Origin of the sequence: Streptomyces sp. NPDC006430 (genome assembly GCF_040612395.1) — a bacterium.
GTDB lineage: Bacteria > Actinomycetota > Actinomycetes > Streptomycetales > Streptomycetaceae > Streptomyces.
In genome coordinates this window covers 28,468-45,287 of sequence record NZ_JBEXQA010000018.1, presented here as the reverse complement: position 1 = coordinate 45,287, position 16,820 = coordinate 28,468, and the positions used below count along the sequence as shown (strand labels likewise).

At 70.3% G+C, this 16,820-nt stretch carries 17 protein-coding genes and 1 pseudogene; 4 read left to right on the top strand and 14 right to left on the bottom strand.

The genetic code is table 11. The annotated features are described in order from the left end of the window. Nucleotides 1-23 precede the first annotated feature (23 nt). Nucleotides 24-641 carry an ABATE domain-containing protein gene (locus tag ABZZ20_RS23850; RefSeq protein WP_356872697.1) on the top strand — a complete coding sequence of 206 codons (618 nt, stop codon included), beginning with the start codon at nt 24-26 and terminating at the stop codon, nt 639-641. Nucleotides 642-961: 320 nt separating this feature from the next. On the opposite strand, the gene fabV is transcribed toward ABZZ20_RS23850, so the two are convergent. The 3 genes from fabV to ABZZ20_RS23835 form a co-directional block, all read right to left on the bottom strand. After that, a complete protein-coding gene (gene fabV / locus ABZZ20_RS23845) occupies nt 962-2,176 on the bottom strand; it encodes an enoyl-[acyl-carrier-protein] reductase FabV (RefSeq protein WP_356872695.1) in 1,215 nt (404 codons plus the stop codon). A 434-nt stretch (nt 2,177-2,610) separates the two neighbouring features. After that, on the bottom strand, nt 2,611-3,150 hold the full coding sequence (locus ABZZ20_RS23840) for a DinB family protein (protein ID WP_356872693.1): 540 nt from the start codon (nt 3,148-3,150) through the stop codon (nt 2,611-2,613). Nucleotides 3,151-4,139: 989 nt separating this feature from the next. Beyond that, entirely contained in the window at nt 4,140-5,639 is a 1,500-nt protein-coding gene (locus ABZZ20_RS23835; protein ID WP_356872691.1) for a cryptochrome/photolyase family protein, read from the bottom strand. 202 nt (nt 5,640-5,841) lie between these two features. Here ABZZ20_RS23835 and ABZZ20_RS23830 point away from each other — a divergent pair, with 202 nt between their 5' ends. After that, the gene (locus tag ABZZ20_RS23830) at nt 5,842-6,408 is read left to right on the top strand and encodes a DUF4383 domain-containing protein (protein ID WP_356872689.1); all 567 of its coding nucleotides are present in this window, start codon (nt 5,842-5,844) and stop codon (nt 6,406-6,408) included. Between the two features lie 571 nt (nt 6,409-6,979). Continuing rightward, nucleotides 6,980-7,750, top strand: coding sequence for a DUF2071 domain-containing protein (locus ABZZ20_RS23825; RefSeq protein ID WP_356872688.1), 771 nt, complete (start codon nt 6,980-6,982; stop codon nt 7,748-7,750). A gap of 591 nt (nt 7,751-8,341) precedes the next feature. On the opposite strand, the gene ABZZ20_RS23820 is transcribed toward ABZZ20_RS23825, so the two are convergent. The 8 genes and pseudogenes from ABZZ20_RS23820 to ABZZ20_RS23785 all read right to left on the bottom strand — a co-directional run bounded on the left by ABZZ20_RS23820 (nt 8,342) and on the right by ABZZ20_RS23785 (nt 13,227). Next, entirely contained in the window at nt 8,342-8,521 is a 180-nt protein-coding gene (locus ABZZ20_RS23820) for a DUF6480 family protein (RefSeq protein WP_356872686.1), read from the bottom strand. A 2-nt stretch (nt 8,522-8,523) separates the two neighbouring features. Continuing rightward, nucleotides 8,524-8,784 (bottom strand): hypothetical protein, encoded by a 261-nt coding sequence (locus ABZZ20_RS23815; protein WP_356872684.1) that lies wholly within the window; start codon nt 8,782-8,784, stop codon nt 8,524-8,526. Between the two features lie 738 nt (nt 8,785-9,522). Continuing rightward, the gene (gene dmpI / locus ABZZ20_RS23810) at nt 9,523-9,705 is read right to left on the bottom strand and encodes a 4-oxalocrotonate tautomerase DmpI (protein WP_356872682.1); all 183 of its coding nucleotides are present in this window, start codon (nt 9,703-9,705) and stop codon (nt 9,523-9,525) included. Nucleotides 9,706-9,804: 99 nt separating this feature from the next. Continuing rightward, nucleotides 9,805-10,701: a LysR family transcriptional regulator gene (locus tag ABZZ20_RS23805; RefSeq protein WP_356872680.1), complete on the bottom strand. Its 897-nt coding sequence runs from the start codon at nt 10,699-10,701 to the stop codon at nt 9,805-9,807. Nucleotides 10,702-10,991: 290 nt separating this feature from the next. Next, nucleotides 10,992-11,654 carry a cysteine hydrolase gene (locus tag ABZZ20_RS23800; protein WP_356872678.1) on the bottom strand — a complete coding sequence of 221 codons (663 nt, stop codon included), beginning with the start codon at nt 11,652-11,654 and terminating at the stop codon, nt 10,992-10,994. Nucleotides 11,655-11,756: 102 nt separating this feature from the next. Next, nucleotides 11,757-12,362 carry a TetR family transcriptional regulator gene (locus tag ABZZ20_RS23795; protein ID WP_356872676.1) on the bottom strand — a complete coding sequence of 202 codons (606 nt, stop codon included), beginning with the start codon at nt 12,360-12,362 and terminating at the stop codon, nt 11,757-11,759. 127 nt (nt 12,363-12,489) lie between these two features. Beyond that, nucleotides 12,490-12,609: pseudogene (locus ABZZ20_RS23790) on the bottom strand (IS5/IS1182 family transposase); the annotation flags it as partial. Between the two features lie 60 nt (nt 12,610-12,669). Continuing rightward, nucleotides 12,670-13,227: a TetR family transcriptional regulator C-terminal domain-containing protein gene (locus ABZZ20_RS23785; protein ID WP_356872674.1), complete on the bottom strand. Its 558-nt coding sequence runs from the start codon at nt 13,225-13,227 to the stop codon at nt 12,670-12,672. 72 nt (nt 13,228-13,299) lie between these two features. Between ABZZ20_RS23785 and ABZZ20_RS23780 the strand changes: the two genes are divergently transcribed. After that, nucleotides 13,300-14,457 (top strand): FAD-dependent monooxygenase, encoded by a 1,158-nt coding sequence (locus ABZZ20_RS23780; protein ID WP_356872672.1) that lies wholly within the window; start codon nt 13,300-13,302, stop codon nt 14,455-14,457. A 122-nt stretch (nt 14,458-14,579) separates the two neighbouring features. Here ABZZ20_RS23780 and ABZZ20_RS23775 read toward each other — a convergent pair whose 3' ends face one another. The 3 genes from ABZZ20_RS23775 to ABZZ20_RS23765 all read right to left on the bottom strand — a co-directional run bounded on the left by ABZZ20_RS23775 (nt 14,580) and on the right by ABZZ20_RS23765 (nt 16,497). Then, entirely contained in the window at nt 14,580-15,353 is a 774-nt protein-coding gene (locus tag ABZZ20_RS23775) for a 2OG-Fe dioxygenase family protein (protein ID WP_356872670.1), read from the bottom strand. Between the two features lie 250 nt (nt 15,354-15,603). Then, entirely contained in the window at nt 15,604-16,287 is a 684-nt protein-coding gene (locus tag ABZZ20_RS23770) for a hypothetical protein (protein ID WP_356872668.1), read from the bottom strand. 36 nt (nt 16,288-16,323) lie between these two features. After that, nucleotides 16,324-16,497 (bottom strand): hypothetical protein, encoded by a 174-nt coding sequence (locus ABZZ20_RS23765; protein WP_356872666.1) that lies wholly within the window; start codon nt 16,495-16,497, stop codon nt 16,324-16,326. Nucleotides 16,498-16,820 lie beyond the last annotated feature (323 nt).

Below are 16,820 nucleotides of genomic sequence, written 5' to 3'. Positions count from 1 at the left end.
CATGGATGGATGCAACCCGTAACATGAGAGTCATGAAGGAGATCGTGCCCGTCGAACCTGTCCTGCCACCCGCACCGGGTGCGGAGCAGCATCCAGCACTCGACTTCGCGAACAGTGCCGTAGCCTTGCCCGGCGGTCAGTTCGTCGACCTCCTCGGCGCCCCCGCCACCGCCAACCAGTGGCTGATCGAACACGACCTCGCCCCGGACGATGTGGAATTGCAGGAGACGTGCGCCGCACAGCTGCGGTCGCTGCGCGAACAGGTCAGAGCACTGCTCGCCGCCAGGATCGGGGGCCACCCCGCCCTCCCCGGGGCCGTCGCCGCCGTCAATGACGCGCTCACCCGTGCTCCCGCAGCCTCCATGCTGCACTGGGACCTCACTCGCGGCCCGTACCGAGCCGCCTCCCATCCCACCGCCCAGATCGTCGAACACGCCCTCGCGGTCCTCGCCGACGACGCCGCCGACCTGCTCACCGGCCCTGACGCCGAACGCCTCACCGCTTGCGGCTCCACCCCGTGCAACCGCTACCTCCTGCGCCACGGCCGCCGCCACTGGTGTTCGATCCGGTGCGGCGACCGCGCCCGAGCCGCTCGCGCCTACGCCCGACGCACCCAGGCGGAAGTGCCTCCCGAAGCCTGATCTTGGATATCTCCTGCCGCCGAAGGCCCCGCACACCGTGTCCGCGCTGATGCTCTCCCCGCTCACGTCTTCACCTGGCGAGAACGCCGAGATCGTCGCGAAGAAGCTGTGGGAGCTCGACGACGCGGGCTGCTACGTCGACGTCGTCCACCGCAAGCTCGACAACAGCGGAACCGCGATCGCCGACCAGCTCGGCAAGCCGACCAGGTTCGGCGGGATCATGTTGCACAAGCTGGACGACGATGCGGAGGGCCGTACGGCGAGGCACACGTCACACGTCAGACGTCAGACGTCAGACGTCAGACGTCAGACGTCAGACGTCAGACGTCAGATGACGGGGAAGCGGGCCACGGGACGGTGGTCTCGGCTGCGACCTCGTAGTCGACACCGGGCACGTCCCAGCCGTAGAGCTGGCCGACCTGGTTGCGGAACCAATCAGTATCCGCGCTGGTGGCAACGGTGTCGGCGTCGACCTGGTCCCACGTGGCGTGGACGGCAGCCTGAACCGCGGGATTCATCTCCCAGTCGTCCAACCGGATGCGGCCTTGGCCGTCCAGGTCGAGTGCGGCGTCACCGGCGAGCTGGTTCCACAGGGCCGCTGCCTGGTCGACGGTGGCCTGCCAGCCGTCACCGGTAACGCGGTGAAGGATGCTGGTGTAGAGCGCGATGCTCGGGATGGCGGTGGAGGCTTGGGTGACGGCCGCGCCCGCGACGACGGTGTACGCGTGGCCTGCGCCCTTGAGCTGGGTGTTGATGGCGCGGGCGGTGTCCTCCAGGTGCTGCTTGGCGGCGCCGATGGTTCCGGCCCGGTAGACGGGGGCGGTGATGTCGGAACCGACGTACGAGAGGGCGACGGTCTGGAAGCCGTCGGCGAGCAGGCCTTTGGACTGCAGGGCGTCGATCCACAGCTGCCAGTCGGCGCCGCCCATGACCTGCACGGTCGCGTCGCGCTCGGCCTCGTCCGCGGCCTGCAGGTGCATCTCGCCGAGCTGGGGGACGCCGTCCTCGAACACGAGGGTCTTGGCCCGGTAGTCGGTGCCGAGCGGCTTGATGACGGAGTGGTGGACCTCGCCGGTCAGCGGGTCCGTGCGACGCGGGGCCGCGATGCTGTAGATGAGCAGGTCGATCTTGCCGAAGCGGGAGGCGAGCTGGTCGGCGGCCTCGTCCTTGACGCCGTCGGAGAAGGCGTCGCCGTTGAGGAAGGTGAAGTCAGCGCCGGCCTCAGCGGCGAGTTCGGCGGTCCGCGCAGTGCGGTACCAGCCCGCGCTGGCGGTGCGGCGCTCGGTCGCGGTGGACTCGAAGGCGATGCCGAGTCCGCGCATCCGGCGGGCGCGTAGGCCGACCAGGGTCGCAGCCAGTCCGTAGCCGGCGCTGGAGCCGATGACGAGGGCGACCGGGCCGGGCCGGTCGCCCTCGTCATCGGCAGGGTCTGGTGTCCGCTGCCACATGAGGTCGACCACCGCTTTGCAGCCGGTCGGATGGCTGTTGACGTAGAGGTAGCCGCGGTTGCCGGGCTTGATCTCGCGGAGGCTCACTCGTGGGGTCCTTCGGATGCGGGGATCGTAGTCGCCGCGGCAGTAGTGGTTCCATGCAGCGGCGGGCGTCGTCGACGGTTTCCAGCTGGCCGGTGGCCCCGCCGGGGACGACGATGCCGAACGTGCCCTCCAGAGCGGTGACCAGGCGAGGCTGTACATGCCCGCAGGTCTCGCTCCGGATGGGCCCTGCTCCCATCCTCGATGAGCGTGGTCCGACCGAAGATGGTGATCTTCACTAGAAGTGGCCGCAGATCCTTGTCGGTGTCCTATTCGGTCATGGCACACCGTCTTACGGGTCTTCTCGTACGTGCACCGCACCGGGGTTCACTGGCGCTAGGGTCTTCGCTCAGCTCCACGGGCTGCTGCTCAGGGGACTCGTGCGACACCAGGTAGGACGGGCCGCGGAGCGTCGGCCTGCGCCGATCGCCCTGCCGTCAGTGGTGGGGGTCCAGGGTGAGTTGGGCGTGGTGGAAGTCGAAGTGTTGGGTCGGGAAGCGGTAGATGTCCGCGAGCGTCATGAAGTCCTTGAAGAAGGGATCCCAGCGCACGGGGTAGTGCATCCCGCGAGACAGGGCGGCCTCGGGCTCCGCCGCGAGCCTGCCCCGCAGTGAGTCGATGAGGCGGTCGAAGGCGGCACTCGTCCGGCGCGGCCCGTAGACCTTCACGGCCCCGCACGGCCCGAGGTAGTTGATCAGGTTGAACGGCCCCGTTGCCGCGTCCAGCAGCCGGGCGAACGCCTTCCCGAAACCGGAGGGGAGCCGCCCGAACGCGCGTACCAGGAACAGCAGCCGCCACGTGACCATGTAGCCGAAGAGCATGTGCCACAGCAGCTGCTCGTTGTTCCACCGCGTGCCGCTGGTGCGCCGGGCCAAGTCGGCCTCGGAGGCGGTGTCGAGCAGACGGTGGAAGGTCTGCCGTACACGTTCGTAGTCGTCGTAGACAGCCTGCCGGTCTACCGGATGCGCGTTCGCCATGGCCTGCTGCTCTCAGTCGACGCTCGGTTTCGCCGCAATGGTGATGATGCTCCTCGCGGGGCCAGCAGAGCAATGAATCAACGCCGCCAGCTCACGGGTCACCAGCCGTAGGCCTGGTGGCACAGGACGACTACGGCGGGGCTGGTGATGCCGTGCGCGGCGCGGCACAGCTCCGCCATCCCTGCGGTTTCCACCCCGGGCGCAGCCCGGACCGGGCGGTGCGATGCGGACGCGCGGGTACTCAGCCGCGCGTTCACCTTCGCCTTGGGTTTCACCTCGGGGCGCGTGTCTGGTAGCGGCGGGGTGGCCCTGCGCGCCCGGGACGGGCCTGGCCCACCCGTCCGATGGGGCGTGGGCGCGGGGCGATCAGAGTGGCGTGCGAGGTCCGCCTCCGGAGCGCTGGTGGTCGGGGCTGCGGATGGGGGCTCAGGCAAGCGGGAGAGGGGCAGTGCGGGCCCGGGGTCGAGCCGCGCGGGCAGGGGTACGGCGGGGTGCCTGTGGTCCGCCGGTGCCGGGGCGGTAGGGACTCCGGCGGGCCGGGTGGGGGCGGGGCGGACGGTGACGCATCCGGAGGCCGCGAGCAGGGCGGCGAGGAGCAGGGGCAGGGACCAGCGGCGCATGCCGCCACCGTGCCGCACCAGGCTCCGAGAACGCCGTGGACAGCCCCGCCACGTCCCTCGGACGGACGAGCGGCCGAGCTGCCCCGGGCCGCGTCCACACGGCCGGCTGACCCCGGAAGAGGGGCGGTCACCGACGGAGGCCCCGGGGTGCTGGCGAAACCGCCGCTGGCGCCCAGCCGCTGACCCGCACCACGCGGGTGGCGCCGGGCCGGTACGCGTGCGGCGACCACCGCGCCACCGGCTCCGTCCAGGGCGCGCGCCGTCCTCGGGCGGGCCGGCCACCGGTGGGCTGGCCTCCGGCGCGCTGGCCTCCGGTGCGCTGCCCGCCCGCGAGGTGCTGCACGATCTGCGGCGCCAGCCGGCCGCCGGTCAGGGCGGGCCGTCGCCGCGCTGCCGTTCCTGTTGCAGCACCTCCTCCAGGTCCGCCAGGCGGTCCAGGCCGCGGACCGGCTGCACCATCCGTGGATTGCGCTCCAGGCGGGCCCGGTGCCGGTGCAGGAAAGCCCAGTACCCGACGGTGTACGGACAGGCTCGTTCGCCGACCCGCTCACCGGGCCGGTAGGCGCACCCGCCGCACAGATCGCTCATCCGGTTCACGTAGGAGCCGCCGGACGTGTACGGCTTGGTCGTCATGCGCCCGCCGTCGGCGTACTGCGACATGCCGACGACATTGGGGACCATCACCCAGTCGTAGCCGTCGACGAAGCAGCGGTGGAACCAGTCCGTCACCGCCCCGGGGTCCCAGCCCCGTTGCAACGCGTGACTGCCCAACAACATCAGCCGGGGAGTGTGGTGCGTCCATCCTGTGTCCCGCACTTGGGCCAGCGCCGAGGCCAGGCACCGCGCCCGCACCGCGTCCGCGTCCAGCTCAAGGAACCAGTGCGGGAGCGGCTCGTGGTGCCGCAGGGTGTTGTGGTGGCGGTAGTCCTCGCCGAAGTACCAGTACAGCTGCCAGACGTACTCGCGCCAGCCGGCGACCTGACGGACGAACCCCTCCACACTGTTGACCGGAGCCCGCCCCGCCCGCCAAGAGTCCTCGGCGCGCTCCACACACTCCGCCGGGTCCAGCAGGCCGAGGTTGAGCGAGGACGACAGCAGGCTGTGGCTCATCACCGGGTCCTGCGCCAGCATCGCGTCCTCGTACGGCCCGAACCCGGCGAGCCGGTGCTCGACGAAGCGGCGCAGCGCGGCCAGTGCCTCACGCCGAGAGGCCGGGAACCGGCGGGGGCCGTCCCGGCCGACGAAGGCGACGGAGCCCTCGCGCTCCCAGCGGTCGAGATCGTGGCGCACCTCCTCGTCGATCTCGTCCTCCCGCGGCCGATAGGGCGGCGGGGCGCCCAGGGTGCGCGCCCCCTTCGGCGGGGGCTCGCGGTTGTCGTGGTCGTGGTTCCACCGGTCGCCCGCCGGACCGTCACCGTCCATCAGCAGGTCGTGCGAGCGCCGCACCCACCGGTAGAAGTCCTCCTGCCGCAGCCGCTGCCCGCCGTGCCCGTCGGCCCCGTCGGCCCAGGCGCGGAAGTCGTCGTGCGCGACGAGGAAACCGCGCGCGGGCAGCATGGTCACGGAGTCGAGTGACCTCACCAGTCGCAGTGCCGCGTACGACGTTGGGTGGTGCACCGTCACAGGGCCGTCCCCGACCGCCTCGCGCAGGCCCTCCCGATAGGTCTCGGCGTGTACGTACCGGACCCGGTCACCGAGCTCGGCGGCTCGGTGGCGCATCGCGGACAGCACCAGATGTGCCTTGGCCCGGTGGAAGCGGCGGCGTCGGAAGACCGAGCGGGCCTCGATCATCACCACGGGCGTGTCGGCTCCGGCGGTCAGGAAATGTGGCCCGAGCTGGTCACCGAACAGCCAGTGAGTGATCGTCATGACAGTGCCTCCTCGCTACCGCGGTCCGGGGTACGGCCTGCCCGGGAAGCCGCACGCGTTTCGTGCTCGGGGAGCGCCCCGGATGCGTCCGTGAAGGCCCTGCAACCGTTTGCCCCCTTTTCGGAGAATAAGTGACGAAAGCGGACGGGGTATCGGCCTGTCACGGGCGGGGCGCTTACGGGCACGGGAGAGAGGACACGTCATGAGGCTTCGCGAGGAACTTCCCGTCGATCACCGGCTGGCCCAGGTGTACCGGTACGGGGCCGGCCTGTGTGGTGTCATCCTGCTGGTCTTCGGCTGTCTGGGCTTCGCGGACCAGCTCAGTCCCTTCGACACGGACGGAACCCGGATCGCCGGGATGTCGACCAACGGCGTGCTCAGCCTGATCTCGGTCGTCGTGGGCCTCGTCCTGATCTGCGGTGCCGTGGTCGGCGGCAACTTCGCGTCAACGCTCAACATGACCGTCGGCGCTCTGTTCCTGCTCAGCGGCTTCTTCCACGTCTTCGTCCTGGGGCGCTCCGCCAACGTCTTGGACTTCGGCATGACCAATGTCATGTTCAGCTTCCTCATGGGGCTGCTCATCGCCTGCTTCGGCATGTACGGCCGGGTGTCGAGCAAACTGCCGCACGACAACCCGTACTGGCGGCGCCGCCACCCCCGCGAGGCCGCCCACGAGTCCCTGGTCACGCGACGCCGGGACCGCCAGGCGGTGCTCGCCCCCGCACAGGGCTCAGCGTCCGCGCCCGCGATCATGCCCGCCCAGGACTGAGGCCACGCCCGGCTCGGTGCACTGTGCCGAACCCGCGTAACGGAACAGGAGGTGCGTCGTGGAGGTGAACGGTGCACGTGTCCTCGTGCCCGGCGCCACCGGCGCCATCGGCGCCGCCCTGGCCGAGCGGCTGCACGGACTCGGGGGCCGACCAGGCCGTGGACCTGATCCTGGAGGCCCTGACCGCGGGTGGCGCCCCGTCCGCCGTTGCGGGGGCGGGCCCCGGTCGGTGACGTTCGGGTCCCGTACCGGACGTACCGGCCCGCACGCGTGTCTCGTGGGGAACGGTAGCCGGTCGGCGTGACCAGACCCGGACGATCGGCCCCGGCGGGGGGCCGGGGCCGGCCGCTGATTCCGGCGCCGGTGCGGACGGCTTGCTCGGCCGGGGCGGTGGTGGGGCACCGTGCGGCGAGCACGGCGTCGCGCAGGCGGTTCTGCTGATTCGGACAGTCGGCGGCTGCCACGGTGCAACCGTTCCGCGGCCTCCGGCCGAATCACCTACAGGACGGGCAGCACGCCGCGTGGCGTCCCCGCAGCCGAGGCGCCCGTCGCCTGTCGGGAGGTATGCGTGATGAACAGTCGCAGCGAACGGCACATCGGTGGCGTCGAGTCGCTCACGCCACTGGCCCCTCGCTACTTGCGCCGTGTGCTGTTCCGCCAGATCTGGCGCGACCTGGTGTTCCTGCACTGGGAGGTCGACTCCTGCGACGTAGCCCGCCTCATGCCGCAGGGAACGGTCCCGGACCTGTACCGCGGCCATGCCTACGCGGGCCTGGTCTTCTTCCGCATGGAGGACTTCGCTTTCGGGCACACCACACCGCTGCCGTACCTGAGCTCGTTCAACGAGGTCAACGTGCGCCTGTACAGCCGTGACGCGCTCGGCCGGCGCGGTGTCGTCTTCCGGTCGCTCGACTGCGACCGGCTGCTGCCGGTCCTCGCCGCGCGTGCGGGCTTCGGACTGCCCTACCGCTGGGCACGCGTGTCGCGGCAGTGGTACGGGCGGCGTCTGCTGTACCGGACGAGGGGACGCGTGCACGAGCGCCCGAGCGGCCGGGTCTGGGTCCAGGTGTCGGACGGCGTCGTGAAGCCCCGGCCGCTGGACGAGTTCCTGACGTACCGCTGGGGGCTGCACGGACGCGGGCCTGCACGCTCGTACTACATGCCCAACGCCCACCCGATGTGGACGTTCCAGCGCTGCGATCTGCTCGGCTGGGACGCCTCCCCGTTGGCTGCGGCAGGTGTCACTCCGCTGCGCGCGGAACCGGACAGCGTCCTGTACGCGCCCGGTGTCCCGGTCCGGTTCGGCACGCCCGCGCGCCTGCCGCCGAGCCGCACGCGCTGACCGGCCGTGGGGCGCTCAGGGCGCCAGGGCTCCTCGGCCCGTCGTGCCGAGGAGTCGGATCAGCGCAAGTCGTTGCCCCCGTGAGGACGATGGCGTCCAGGTGGGAGGGCAAAGCCTGCAGCGTTGCGGACGGCGCGACGAAGACGCGGTCACCGGTCAGATCGGCGAGGGCCCCGGGCGGCAGTCCGCCCGTGCCGTCGGTGCCGTCGGTGCCCCCATACTCCGGACACGACTGTACGCAGGAGAGGGAGGCGGGGTTGCCGGCCGCGAGGCCGCGCCATGGGGAGTGCCCCGCTGTCTGCGCGACGGTGTCAACGACATCCTGCTGGACGCAGGCTGGCGTCCCTGCCGGAGGACCGGCGCCTCCGCCTCGCACACGCCGCGGGGACACGGTGCGACCCGCTACGCGGTGGCGGACATGGCCGAAGCTCTGGCCGCGGGGTATCAGGCGACCTTCGGGGCGAGGAACTCCGACGGCGCGTGACGGCGGCGTCCGGCAGGGTCCCGCCGTGGCCTATGACGTGCGGCGCCCGACGATGCCGACGGCCCGCCCGGTGGTTCGGACAGGCCGTCGCGGGTGACGTGGCCGGCTCACAAGGTGAACACGCGCGCCAGGAAGAAGGCGGCCACGAGCACAGAGCCGATCGCGATCAGGAGCAGCCAGACGCGGGGGTGCTCCCAGATTCCGCCGTCCGGTCGTTCGCGGTGCGCCTCGGCTGTCGACCCCTCGACGGCGGGGGTCTCACCGGGTGGAGGCAGCGGCTCGTTCATGGTCACACCTCGCGGCCCGCGCCGGTGGCGGACCCGTCGCCGAGAGCCCGCTCCTGTTCCTCATAGTTCGCCAGGGCGAGACCCAGGCCGAAGAACGTGGGAGCCCACTCGCCGACGAAGATGCCCCAGCGGTCGGCGCGCTCCAGACTCTCGTTCCTGCTGGAGGTGAGCCAGGACGCGAGGGACAGACCGATCGATGCAGTGGCGGCCAGGTAGGCGTGCTCGCTCTTCACGCCGGCCTCGTGCAGCTTCTTGACGATCATGAGTACTCCTCTGACGGTGGGAGAACTGCATCCCCCTGCGGTTACAGAAGCCGCATATAGGGATGTAATGCACTAACCTCTTCGCTCCTGGGGCTGCGTTCGGATGCGTCCGGTTTTTTCACGAGAGGCGCAGAACGAGAAACGGAGGGGAGCGAGCGCGGCCTGCGGGGCCGCTGCCCGTTGGCCGCTCGGTGGTCGAGTTCCCTTGGACTCCGTCGAAATAGCCGGCGCATACGGCGCCCCCGTCGATCTCGAAGTACATCTTCTTCTGCGGTGCTCGCAGTCTGAAGGAGTACGCCCGTCGGGATGGCTGCCTGCCGTCGCGCGTGGGTCGACTGGCACGGCACCTCCCTCGGGTTCCGCGAGTGGTTCCGTCAGGCTCTGACGGTGAGATCGCGACGGACTGGCTGCCGAAGCGAGAGGTGGAAATCCACCCGCTCCGGCTCGTGCGAGGCGCCGGTTAATCGGCCAGGTCGAGAATCACGCGATATTCCAGTCGGCGGGGGACGTCCGAGCGATCAGACAGACGTGCTCGCGCACCTCGCTACTGATCGCTCTGGGGCGTCCCCCGCTCCGTTTGGCTCTGCACGCAGCCGGCGCAGACCGCGATCGCCCGCCGCAGCCTCACCGGATCCTTCGCCGTCCAGCTGAGCCACGATCACGACCTGGAGGCAGCCTGCCGTGCAACGGACGCAGGATGATTCACCTGGCCCACCAACCGAGATGAGCCGCTGGCGGTCAGCGGTCAGCGGTGAGCTTGCCGGCCGCGCCCCAACTCTCCGCCGGGTACTCCTGGATCCACACGTATACGCTCTCGGCGGGGACCTCCAATGCCTCCACGAAGGCCTCGGTGATCTTCTTGACCAGCTCACGCTTCTGTTCGACCTCGCGCGGGCCCTGCTGGATGGTGACGATGGGCATCTGAGGCTCCTCAACTGGGTTCCTGTGCCGGTTTTCCGGCTGGGAACAGTCCACCCGATCAGGCTGCCCGGACCCAGACCCGAATTGCTCTGGCAGCGATCACGAATCCTGATCGTCCCAGGTCGAGGGCGTCTGGCGGCAGGCTTCGAGGAGCAGTCGGGGGAGCGGGGCGGAGCGTCGTACGGCGAGCGAGGTCGGTAGGGCCAGCGGGGACCGGCAGGAGCGGAAGGCGATCCGGCGGGCGTTGATCATCCGGGCGTTGGCGGCGTACACCACCGTCCACATCGGGGTTCCGGTGCCGATCGAGGCCAGGGTGTCCTGCATCGTGCTGTGAGCCGGGCCGAGGAGCGGCTGGAAGCCGGCTTGCTGGCAGGCGTCCATCACCAGGTCCACCAGAGCCGGATGGTTGCGGCGGTCGGTCAGCCGGAGCGGAAGGGCGGCGAGTTCCGCGAGATCGACCTCCGGCTGGTCGGCGAGGGCGTGCCGGGCCGGTAGCGCGAGCACCAACTCGTCCTGCCAGACCGGCAGGAAGCGGACATCCGGACTGCTCCCGGCGATGGCACCGCGCACGAAGGCGGCGTCGAGGCGGCCGTCCGCGAGCCGGGCGAGCCGGTCCCGCACCGGAGCGGCATGGAGTTCGACGCGCACCCCGGGGGCCCGTCGCTGATAGGTGTCCAGAATCAGGTCGAGCCGCTCGCCGAGCCCGGTGATGGTGCCGAGTCGGAGCACGGCGGGTGCGGCCAGATCGGCAGCGAGGGCGCGGGCGGCGTCCTCGGCCGCCAGGACGTCCCTGGCGGCGGGCAGGAAGCGTTCGCCGGCCGGGGTCAGCCGGACGTACCGGGGTGAGCGGTCGAACAGCTCGACCTTCAACTCCCTTTCCAGGTGCTTGACCTGTTGACTTACGGCGGGCTGGCCGAGCAGCAACTTCTCGGCGGCCCGGCCGAAGTGCAGCTCCTCGGCGACAGTGACGAAGCAACGCAGCTGCCGTAGCTCCACGCGGTCCCCCTCTTCGATGTGCCGACAGCCCATCGTCGCAGGCCGGGGCACGGGCACGGCGAACCCCCTGCCGCCGGGCGGCAGGGGTGTGGTCGGGATGTGCGGTGAAGGAGTCCCGCCGCCGCTGATGGGCACACCCGCTTGATCGCCCGGCAGTGTGCCGAACGCTGTCGACGCCATAGGACTAAGGGGTTGTTGGAGCCCGGGGGCTAGTGGTCACCGGCCACCGGCTACCGCTTCGGCGTCTCACGGACCTGACGCGTCGCCGCCGCACTCGACGGTACGACGCCTCAACTGGAATGACTCACGGACCCGACCGAGGCGGCGTGGTCGAGTGCGGCAGCGAAGGCGGCAGCGTCGGTCTCCTCGCCGAAGTGGTGGATCACGTGCTCGCGGACGTGTTCCTGCTGGGCACGGCTGAATGCCGCGCAGGCGTCGTGGATGACGTGGGTGGTGTAGCCGCGGTCGTGGGCCTCGCGCAGGGTGGATTCGACACAGACGTGGGTGGCGAAGCCCGCCAGGTACAGGTCGGTGACGCCGAGTCGACGCAGGATCAGGTCGAAGTCGGATGACCCGGCGAAGGCGCTGGCGCCGGCGCGGCCGCGTACGACCGGTTCCCCGAGCGCGGGCCGGAAGGCATCGGCGAACTCGACCCCGGCACTGCCCTGGATCCAGGTGCCGGCCTTGGGGATCGCCGCGCGCAGGCCGAGCCGCGCCGGCGTCCAGCCCTCAAGCTCCGGCGCTCCAGGGGTGAGGACGAGCGGCACGTGCACGACGGGAACGCGGTGCGCGCGGGCGGCGGCCAGTGCGGCAGCTGCGCCGCTCACGGCAGTGTCGAGCAGGCCGCGGTCCTCGACGAGGTGGTTGAGGCGGCCGTGCCGGGGGTCGAGCCACTCGCGCTGGAACTCGATCAGGACGAGGGCAGCGTTCGGGTGTGCGGATATGACCGTCATGGTCGGGCTCCTTGGCCAGGCATTTCCAACTGACGAGTTGGACACTAGCGCGAGCGGGCCATGTTTCCAACTCGCCAGTTGGAAACATGGCTGGAGGGTCGGTCAGAGCGTGAGCCTGCGCACCATGTCCACGATGACGGCGCGCCGGGCGGCCGGATCCTCATCGCCCGTCGCGCCGAGGATCATCCGGGCGAGCTGCGGTGCGACGAACTGCCAGCCGGCGAGCGCGACGATGGCATACAGCAGCTCCCTGGGCGGGAGCTGCGCCTCGGCCTGCGCGGAGCCCCCAGCCTCCCGGTGGGCGCGGGAGACCGCGGCGACCTTCTCGGTGTAGTAGGCGGCCCGGCGCTGCTCGCCCGCGACCGGGGCGGCGGCGTCTCCGTGCAGCGCCTCCCACTGCAGCAGGCGCAGCAAGTGCGGATGGGTGAGGTGGTAGTCGAACACCCGACCCGCGTACTCGGGAACGTCCACCGTCTGCCCGTCCGCCTCCTCCAGCGGCACAGCGGCGGCAAGCTGTTCCAGCTCGCGCTGGACCACCGCGGTGAACAGCTGCTGCTTGCCGCCGAAGTAGGGGTAGATCCGCTCTTTGTTGACCCCGGCCGAGGCCGCGATGCGGTCGATCCTCGCGCCCTCGGGCCCGTACGCGGCGAACTCGTCCGTGGCCGCGTCGAGCAGCAGCCTCTTGGTCTTCGCTGTGTCCCATGCCATGCGCCCAGCATACGAAGCAACCAACCTGCCGGTTGGCAATCGGGTCGTGCGGCAGCTCGAGAGCCTAGCTGTATCGCCCTATGACGTCTCGGCCCTGACGTCGCGAAACCGGCGGACCGGCACCGCATTTCTTGCCCGCGTCGATGCCCGGGCCGGCCGCCGGAACATTGGCGGAAGTTTTGATGCTCTGCGCGTCGAGAACCCAAGCCGTCGGCTCGGCATCCCGTCCGTCCGCTTCTCTCACGAGACGGCGGAGGCAGGTGAGGCTGCGGGCCAGTTCGAGCAGGAAGGTGTGGGGGCGCCGGGCCTAACGTAGGGCAGAGGCGACCAGGCCTTCGAGGGCCTCGCGCGGTACTTCGCCGCCGCTCACCAGCCGGTCGAAGATTAGTCCGTCGATACAGGTCAGCAGGATGTGAGTGCGATTCTCGACGTCCGTCACGCCGTGCGAGGTGAGGAACAGTCGGACGGCCTCGCGTCCGGCGTTCTCGCGGGGTACGAGGATCTCGCGCAGCTCGGGGTTACGCACGCTCTCAACGGCGCAGGCGTAGCGGGCTAGCGAGCGGCGGCGGCCCTCGCCGGTGAGTCGCTGTCGGGTGAGTAGCGCCATGCCGTCCACCAGTTCCTCGACCGTGCGCAGGGGTGGAAGCTCTTCGGCCGTCGTTTGCAGTTCCGCCTGGTCGAGTTGGACCAGGCGTGTGACGAGTCCGGTGAGCAGCGCGGCTCGGGTGCGGAAGTAGGCCGACGTGGTGCCGGGCGGCATGACCGCTTTGCGATCGACTGCGCGGTGGGTCAGACCGCGGATCCCTTCGTCGGCGAGTACATCGAGAGCCGCGTCCGCGAGGAGGGTGCGTCGATCCGAAGTCATGGCTCCTTTCTACACCTGTAGAGACTCGAATAGGATCACCTTCTACGGATGTAGAAAGAGGGGGGCTTCGACATGGGCAATACGGCAGTGGTGGTCGGAGGGGGTATCGGCGGACTGGCCGCCGCGATCGGCCTGCGCCGCATCGGATGGCAAGTAACGGTCGTCGAGCGCGCGCCCATGCTTGAGGACGCGGGGGCCGGTATCTCACTGGCCGCCAACGGCCTACGGGCACTGGACGAACTCGGCGTCGGCGAGGCGGTGCGGGACGCCTCGCGAGGCCAGTACAGCGGCGGCACTCGCACGCCACAAGGCGGTTGGCTGGCCCGCATGGACGGCTTGGCGCTGGAGAAGGCAGTGGGCACGCCGATCATGGGCATCCCCCGCTCCACCTTGCACCGACTGCTTCGCAACTCCCTGCCCGCCGAGGCACTGCTGATCGGTTCCGAGGTGGGCTCGGTCGAGCAGACCGGCCCCGGGACGGTTCGAGTCAGCTGCGGCGATACGGTCCTGGACGCCGATCTCGCGGTGGCGGCGGACGGCATCGGCAGCAAAGTGCGCAGCCATCTCTACCCAGCCCACCCCGGCCCGGTCTACAGCGGCTCGACCGTGCTGCGCGCCATCACCGAGAAGGCGGTCGACCTCCGCACCGACTTCGAGCTGACCTGGGGGTGCGGGGCCGAGTTCGGGCACATCGCCTTCCCGGACGGACGTGCCGAGTGGCATGCCGTCCTCAACCTCCCCGCCGGAACGCGGTTCGTCGACCCACTGGCCGAACTGCGCAAACGATTCCACACCTGGCACAGCCCGATCCCTGCCCTGCTCGATGCGACCCGGCCTGCCGCCGTGCTGCACCACGACGTCAACGAACTCCGCGCACCACTCCCCTCGTACACGGTCGGCCGGACCGCGCTGCTCGGTGATGCGGCACACGCGATGACCCCCAATCTCGGACAGGGCGCTTGCCAGGCGCTGGAGGACGCGGTCACCCTGGCCGCCGCGCTCGCCACCGAGCCCACCGTTGAGGCCGCGCTCGCCCGCTACGACGCCGAGCGCCGTCCGCGCAGCCAGGCCGTCGCGCGGGCCGCCCGGCAGGCCGGGAGGATGGGCCAGCAGCTCTCCCACCCACTGGCCGTCGCCCTGCGGAACACAGCGATGCGACTGACACCCTCCCGGGCCGCAACGCGTATGATCCTTCGGCACCACACCTGGGTCCCACCACAGTTGAACTGATCCGCGTCCCGCCCCGCCTCCTCACCTCCAGGCACCTTCCGGGACGTGGGCCTGGACGACTGCGCCGAGGACGGGGCGCACGTACCGCTGCCGGCGATGGAAGCAGGGCATCAAACCCGTGATCAGGACAGGTCTGCGCGGTCGGCCGGTGTGAGGGTCGTCACCAGGACGTCGCGGTGGGCCGTGCGCGTGGCGTCGACCGGCCGGACGGGCGACACACCGTGCAGGAGGCCACGGTCGTCGGAGACGAGCAGGCTCGCCGGCTCGCAGAGCGTGACCGACAGGATCTCGTCGCCCTCGGGGGTGTAGACGGTGCTTTCGCCCCCGGTGGCGTTGTCGCGGCCGATGAAGAGCGAGGACACCAGGGTGACGCCGTCCTGGTGCCTGCCCTCCGGTGTCGGTTCCCCTCCCCCCTCCGCCGTGGCAACGACCCGGAAGGGATGAACCTTGACGCTCCACCACTCGGGGACGTCCAGCACCGCCGCCACCCGGGCCAACAGGCCGATGATTTGGCGCAGCGTCGGATCGGACACGAAGTTGCCGGTGAGCGGATCGAAGTGGCGGTCCACCGACTCGTAGAGCGGATTGGTGCTGCCGGGCTGGACGAACCCGGTGTGGGGCAGGAGCCGCAGTTCCCCGGTCCCGGGCGAGAGCGAGAAGTGCCCGTAGCGCCGGAGTCTGCGGGCTCCGCGCCGGGCCGCGTACTCGTCCTCCGTCAGATCCTCCCAGTGGGCCGCGAAATGTGCCCAGGAGGATGCATCCGCACTCAGGCACGCCAGCACGTCGGCTGGAGGCAGGAGGTACGCGCCGGTGCCGACCAATGCGGCGCGGGCCGCCTCCTCGGCAGCGGCGGCGTTCTCGTCCGCCGGGTCGAGGAACCCGGTGTCTGGGTCCACGATCTGCCACCGCCCTTTCTCTGATGGGGTGGGATACGGGGCCTCAAAAACATCATCGACCGGCGCCGCACAGGACGCACGTCCGCATGGCTGGCGGTGGGAACACACGGACACCGGGGAGGGGGCGGCCGTCCGGAGCAGCCGCCCTTCCCGTTCATCCACGCGGGCACGGGGCCGCGTTCCCATACTGATGCGCGAGACGAACACATGACCGGGTCACCGAGTTGGACCCCACGGGTGCCTACTCAGCTCAGACGCCGCCCTCGATCAGTGACCAGCCCGAGGAGACCTGGGCGAGCGGACCGACGTTGGTGTAGTCGCCGTTGACGAGCGTCGACGTCCAGGCGGTCCCGTCGTTCTTGTAGAAGAACAGGCTGTCCGAGGTCCGGCCCACTTTGTCCCAGAGACCGGAGGCACCTATCTTGCGGAAGTCGATGCCCGAGCCGTCGGTCGCCTCGGACACCCGGAATTCGAGTCCCCCACCGACCCTCGCCCAGGACAGCACGGAATCCTCGGTCGCGGTCAGCTGCCCCAGGAAATCGTCCCTCGGAATGCTGCCCGTGTCCGTGTACACGCCGCCCTCGAGGGTCCCGTACCCCACGTTGCTCCAGGGGAATTCGGTCGAACCGTGCCTGGCGGCGGAGACCAACGTGTCGCACGAGGCGGCCATGGTCCCCCAGCCCGTGCTGAAGTCGGCGTACGTGCGCACCTGTCGGTACACGCCGTTCTTGAGGGTACCCGTGACGCCGTAGCCGGTGCTGCCGTTGTAGAAGATCACGGAGTCGCCGGACGCCTCGACGAAGGTCCAGCCTGTGGAGAAGTCGTCGAAGGTCCGGGTGCGGGTGTACTGCCCGCCCCTGAACGTGCCGACCTCCCCGTCCCCCGTGTTCTTGTTGTACAGCAGCAGCGAGTCGCGGCTCGCTGCTGCGTGCATGTACCCGGCGGGGAGGTCGAACGCCGACTTGTAATGTCAGCGGCCATTGGACAGGGTGCCGGCGCCCGCTTCGCCGCTGCCGGACTTGTAGAACAGGATCGATGTGCTCGGCGTCGTCTGGTTGCAGTACGACGAAGCGGCGGTCGCGGGCGTCACCGGACCTGTCAGCAGGACGGCCGTCGCGGAAGTGGCAGTGGCAAGCGCGGCCACCAGGGATTTCCTCATGTCTCTCCCCATTTCCTCTCGCTTGGGCGCATGCGACACCAAGGCGCGTGAGACCGGCTATCAGGGCGCGCCGGGATTCCCCGCGCCGCAGCCGTGCAGGAGCCGCAGCCGTGCAGGATCTGAAGGAGGACGTACTGATGCGCGGCCGACCCACCCCGCGCGGCTCCGGCCCGTCGCCGCTGCCGACGTCGTTCCGCGCTCGTGTTCAGACGTCCTTGCTCATCGTGCGCTGCCCACGGCCGCACCGCATCTCGGTGCGGGGACCGGCGGCCGGCTCGGGTCCGGGGTCGCGGGTGGTGCCGGCCGGA